This is a genomic window from Micrococcus sp. LASM2_SD2 (assembly GCF_057364565.1).
The window spans coordinates 1-5,023 of the sequence record NZ_JBNFOB010000184.1; the positions used below are offsets into that span (position 1 = coordinate 1).

The following is a 5,023-nucleotide window of genomic DNA, read 5'->3' on the forward strand; positions in this document are numbered from 1 at the left end:
CCCGCCGTGCCCGACCGCCAGGCCGGACGCGGCTCCGCGCACGGACCCGACCGCCCCCATGCCGGCCACGGCTCCGACCGTTCCGACCCCCGCTTCCGCCGAGGAGACCCGATGAGCATCCGCGTCCTGCTGGTGGACGACCAGCCCCTGATCCGCCTCGGCTTCGCCGCGATCCTCGGCGCAGAGGACGGCATCGAGGTGGTCGGCGAGGCCGGAGACGGCCGCGAGGCACTCGCGCAGGTGGCCGAGCTCGACCCGGACGTGGTCTGCATGGACGTGCAGATGCCCGCCATGGACGGCATCGAGGCCACCCGAGCCCTGGCGGCCTCCGACGCCCGGGCGGCGATCCTGATCCTCACCACCTTCGACCGGGACGACTTCCTCTTCGACACCCTCACCGCCGGCGCCTCCGGCTTCCTGCTCAAGTCCGCCGGGCCCGAGGAGCTGATCGAGGCCGTCCGCGTCCTCGGCCGCGGCGACGCCCTGTTGGACCCCCAGGTCACCCGCCGGGTCCTGGCCCGGCTCGCGCCCGAGTCGGCCGCCGCGCCCGCGGATCCCGCCGATGCGGATCGCACTCCGGCAGAGCCGACCACGGCACCCGGTGCGGAGGAGGCGGAGGTGAGTGCCGTCGTCGGGAAGGCGGGGCTGACCGCCCGGGAGACCCAGATCCTGCGGCTGATGGCGCGGGGGCTGTCCAACGCGGAGATCGCCGCGGAGCTGGTGGTGGGCGAGTCCACCGTGAAGACGCACGTGTCCAACGTGCTCATGAAGCTGCAGGCCCGGGACCGCGTGCACGCGGTGATCTGGGCGTTCGAGCACGGCCTGGCCGGCTGACGGCCCCGGACCGGCGCGGACCGGCGCCCTCCGGTGCCGTCCCGGAGCCTCCTCCCCCGCCGGGAGGAGATCTTCCTGAAGGCGGAGGCCGGAAAGATCCCCCGCGCGGCGGATCCGCCGGAACGGGCGGAACCGTAGCGTGGAAGACATGATCAGCGTCAGAGACCTCAACAAGTCCTACGGCGGCCACCACGTCCTCCACGACCTGTCCTTCGACATCCGGCCCGGACTGATGACCGGGTTCGTGGGCGGCAACGGTGCCGGCAAGACCACCACCATGCGCATCCTGCTGGGCGTGCTCTCCCACGACTCCGGGGAGGTCCTCGTGGACGGCGCCCCCATCACCGGCGACTACCGCGCGGGCATCGGCTACATGCCGGAGGAGCGCGGGCTCTACCCGAAGATGCCGGTGATCGACCAGCTGGTCTACCTGGCCCGCCTGCACGGGTCCTCCGCGACGGCCGCGAAGGCTCGCGCCATGGATCTGCTGGAGCGACTCGAGCTGGACCACCGCGCCAAGGACAAGCTCGAGGAGCTCTCCCTCGGCAACCAGCAGCGCGCCCAGGTGGCCGCCGCCCTGGTGCACGAGCCGAACGCCCTGGTGCTGGACGAGCCGTTCTCCGGCCTGGACCCGCACGCAGTGGACACCACCCTGCAGGTGCTGCGCGAGACCGCGGACACCGGCGTGCCGGTGCTGTTCTCCTCCCACCAGCTGGACGTGGTGGAGCGGCTCTGCGACGAGCTCGTCATTCTCGCCGACGGCCGCGTGGTGGCCAGCGGCACCCGCCAGGAGCTGATCGAGCGGCACGCCGAGGCCGAATGGGAGCTCGTCGCCGGCACGGACACCGGCTGGGTCCGCTCCCTGCCCGGCGTGGAGGTCACCAGCTTCGACGGCGGCCAGGTCCGCTTCCGGGCCGACGACGCGGACGCCGCGAACACGGTGCTCCGCGAGGCCGGCTCCCGCGGCACCGTCCACAGCTTCGGCCCCGTCCGCCACTCCCTGCACGAGATCTTCACGGAGGTCACCCGATGAACGCTTCGCCCCAGAACCAGACCCACACCCACGACGACGTCCGCCTCGCCTCCGGCGGTGGCGGCGTCCGCGGTGCCGGCCGCGGCGCTGCCGGCGCAGGTGCCGGCCGCACCCCCTTCTGGACCGCCGTCGGCCTGGTGGCCGGTCGGGAGATGAAGGTCAAGATGATGTCCAAGGCGTTCGTGGTGACCACCGCGATCATGCTCGGCCTGCTGCTGCTGGCCGTGCTGGTGGCCCCGCGCCTCGGTGACCTCTTCGGCGGCGACGGCGGCGAGAAGGTGGCCGTGACCGCCGAGACCTCCCAGGCCGTGGGCGCCCTGGGCGAGGCCTACGAGCCGCAGACCGTGGACTCCGCGGACGCTGCGCGGGAGGCCGTGCGCTCCGGCGACGTCGAGGCCGCCGTCGTCCCGGACGAGACCAGCCCGGCGGGCCTCGCCGTGGTGGGGCTCGACTCGGCTCCGAACGGCCTGGTGCAGGCGCTGTCCACGTCCCCGGCCGTGGAGCTGCTGGACCCGAACGCCCCGAACCCGGGTCTGCAGTACCTGATCGCGTTCGGCTTCGGCATCGTGTTCTTCATGATCGCCATCACCTACGGCCAGCAGATCGCGGTCTCGGTGATCGAGGAGAAGCAGTCCCGCGTGGTGGAGATCCTGCTCGCCGCGATCCCCGCGAAGGCCATGATGGCCGGCAAGGTGATCGGCAACTCCGCGATGGCCCTGTTCCAGGTGGCGCTGATCGCCGGCGTGCTCCTGCTGGGCATGCAGATCAACGACGCCGTCCTGCCGCTGGACGGACTGGGCGCACCGATCCTCTGGTTCGTGCTGCTGTTCGCGATCGGGTTCGTGATGATCGCGTCGCTGTACGCGGCGGCCGCTCCCTGGTCTCCCGCCAGGAGGACATCGGCTCCACCTCGATGCCCGTGATGATGCTGATCATGCTCCCGTACTTCGCGGTGATCTTCTTCAACGACAACCCCGAGGCCCTGCGGATCATGGCCCTGATCCCGTTCTCCGCCCCCGTGGCCACGCCGCTGCGCGTGTTCCTGGAGCAGGGCGCGATGTGGGAGCACCTGCTGTCCCTGGGCATCCTGGTCGCGGCCACCGCCCTGGCGATCTGGTTCGCGGCAAAGATCTACGAGCGCTCCATCCTGCGCACCGGCAAGGCCATGAAGTGGTCCGAGGCGCTGCGGGCGAAGAGGGACTGAGCACCGGGCCGGCACCTCCCCGCCCGTCCACGCATCGGACCCCATGGTCCGGCCGCCCTAGAGTGGAGTGCATGAGTACCGCCGCACCGTCCCGCTCCCGCGCCGCCGAGGACCGCTCGGCCCGCGTGGCCGTCAGCATCTTCCCCCTGCTGGTCCTGGCCGCGGCGCTGATCGGCTTCCTGGCCCCGGACACCACCAAGCAGCTCGTGCCGCAGGTGAACCTGTTCCTGGGCATCATCATGTTCGGCATGGGCCTGACGCTGACCTGGCCCGACTTCGCCCTGGTGGCGAAGCGTCCGCTGCCGATCCTGCTGGGCGTGGTGGCGCAGTACGTGATCATGCCGCTGCTCGGCCTCGGGGTGGCCCTCGCCCTGGACCTGCCGCTGGAGCTCGCGGCCGGCGTGATCCTCGTGGGCTCGGCCCCGGGCGGCACGGCATCAAACGTGGTGGCCTACCTGTCCCGTGCGGACACGGCGCTCTCGGTGACCATGACCTCGATCTCCACCCTGCTGGCGCCGGTGCTGACCCCGCTGCTCACCCTGTGGCTGGCCGGGCAGTACATGGACGTGGACGCCGGGGCCATGGCGATGTCGATCGTGAACATCGTGCTCCTGCCGGTGCTCGGCGGCCTGATCGTCCGTATGCTGCTGCGCCGTGCCGTGGACGCCGTCCTGCCCGCGCTCCCCTGGGTCTCGGTCGTGTTCATCGCCCTGGTGGTCGCCGCGGTGGTCGGCAACTCGGCCGAGACCGTGCTGTCCGCCGGCTTCGTGGTGCTGCTCGCGGTGATCCTGCACAACGGCCTGGGCTACGGCCTCGGCTATGCAGGCGCCCGCCTCTGCGGCCTGCCGCGCCCCTCGGCCCGCACGGTGTCCATCGAGGTCGGCATGCAGAACTCCGGCCTCGCCGCCGGCCTGGCCGCCCAGTACCTCTCCCCCGCCGCCGCCCTGCCGGCCGCCGTGTTCTCGATCTGGCACAACCTCTCCGGCGCCCTGCTGGCGATGGTGTTCCGCCGCTCGGACCGGCCCGTCGACGCCGAGCCAGCGCATGACGGGGACCGCCCCCGCGCCTGAGGCACGGCCTCAGCCGGAGATCCCGAACTCCTTGAGCAGCTTCTTCGCCTGCTTCGTGCCGGCCTGCTGGAGCTGCAGGAGCTGGGAGTAGATCCCGCCGGACTCGGCGAGCTCCGCCGGGGACCCCACCTCGTCCACGTGGCCACCGCGCAGCGTGACGATCCGGTCCACCGAGGCGATCGTGGACAGCCGGTGCGCCACGATCAGGCTGGAGCGGCCCACCATCAGCTCGTCCAGGGCGGCCTGCACGAGCCGCTCGGACTTGGTGTCCAGGCTGGACGTCGCCTCGTCCAGGATCAGGACGGGCGCGTCCTTCAGCACGGCCCGCGCCACGGCGATGCGCTGCCGCTGGCCGCCGGACAGGCGCAGGCCCCGCTCGCCGATCAGCTGCTCGTAGCCGTCCGGGAACCGCTCCACGAACCCGTGGGCGAACGCCGCTTCCGCCGCGGCCCGCACCTGCTCGTCGGAGGCGTCCGGGTCCGCGTAGGCGATGTTCTCCCGCACTGTCCCGGAGAACAGGTTCGGCTCCTGGAACACGGCCGCGATCCCGCCGCGCAGCGTCGGCAGCCCGAGCCGCTCCACGTCCTGCCCGAACACCTCGATCCGCCCTGTCCGTGCCGGGTACAGGCCCATGAGCAGGTTGGTGATGGTGGACTTGCCCCCGCCGGACTCCCCGACCAGCGCGACCTTCTCTCCCTGCCGCACCTCGAAGTCGATGCCGGCAAGCACGTCCCGCTCGGCCGAGCCGTCGTAGGAGAAGTGCACGTCGGCGAACCGCACCGCCGGCACGTCCGTCCCGGTCCGCCGGGCCAGCTCCCGCAGCGGCTCCCGCACCCGGGTCCTCGGGGTCGGTCCGTCCGGCCCCCACCCGCCGGCCGCCTC

The 5,023-nt window shown here is 72.1% G+C and carries 6 protein-coding genes; 5 read left to right on the plus strand and 1 reads right to left on the minus strand.

The window, feature by feature from the left end:
- Nucleotides 1–6 precede the first annotated feature (6 nt).
- From AC2W7A_RS09415 to AC2W7A_RS09435, 5 genes are all read left to right on the plus strand, one after another.
- Nucleotides 7–834 (plus strand): response regulator, encoded by an 828-nt coding sequence (locus tag AC2W7A_RS09415; RefSeq protein WP_485991139.1) that lies wholly within the window; start codon nucleotides 7–9, stop codon nucleotides 832–834.
- A 148-nt stretch (nucleotides 835–982) separates the two neighbouring features.
- Nucleotides 983–1,867 carry an ABC transporter ATP-binding protein gene (locus AC2W7A_RS09420; RefSeq protein ID WP_485991134.1) on the plus strand — a complete coding sequence of 295 codons (885 nt, stop codon included), beginning with the start codon at nucleotides 983–985 and terminating at the stop codon, nucleotides 1,865–1,867.
- Nucleotides 1,864–2,790 carry an ABC transporter permease gene (locus tag AC2W7A_RS09425; protein WP_485991135.1) on the plus strand — a complete coding sequence of 309 codons (927 nt, stop codon included), beginning with the start codon at nucleotides 1,864–1,866 and terminating at the stop codon, nucleotides 2,788–2,790. Before AC2W7A_RS09420 ends, AC2W7A_RS09425 begins: the two co-directional genes overlap by 4 nt.
- Nucleotides 2,781–3,071, plus strand: coding sequence for an ABC transporter permease (locus tag AC2W7A_RS09430; protein ID WP_485991136.1), 291 nt, complete (start codon nucleotides 2,781–2,783; stop codon nucleotides 3,069–3,071). The genes AC2W7A_RS09425 and AC2W7A_RS09430 overlap by 10 nt, the downstream gene beginning before the upstream one ends.
- A gap of 71 nt (nucleotides 3,072–3,142) precedes the next feature.
- On the plus strand, nucleotides 3,143–4,141 hold the full coding sequence (locus AC2W7A_RS09435) for a bile acid:sodium symporter family protein (RefSeq protein ID WP_485991137.1): 999 nt from the start codon (nucleotides 3,143–3,145) through the stop codon (nucleotides 4,139–4,141).
- 9 nt (nucleotides 4,142–4,150) lie between these two features.
- Here the strand turns inward: AC2W7A_RS09435 and AC2W7A_RS09440 are convergent.
- Nucleotides 4,151–5,023 (minus strand): ABC transporter ATP-binding protein (locus AC2W7A_RS09440; protein ID WP_485991138.1); only part of this gene is annotated, 873 nt, incomplete at its 5' end.

Bases quoted from the DNA above. Each gene is read 5' to 3' on its own strand.
- AC2W7A_RS09435 (WP_485991137.1), top strand. From the start codon at position 3,143: ATGAGTACCGCCGCACCGTCCCGCTCCCGCGCCGCCGAGGACCGCTCG.
- AC2W7A_RS09430 (WP_485991136.1), top strand. From the start codon at position 2,781: ATGCCCGTGATGATGCTGATCATGCTCCCGTACTTCGCGGTGATCTTC.
- AC2W7A_RS09425 (WP_485991135.1), top strand. From the start codon at position 1,864: ATGAACGCTTCGCCCCAGAACCAGACCCACACCCACGACGACGTCCGC.
- AC2W7A_RS09420 (WP_485991134.1), top strand. From the start codon at position 983: ATGATCAGCGTCAGAGACCTCAACAAGTCCTACGGCGGCCACCACGTC.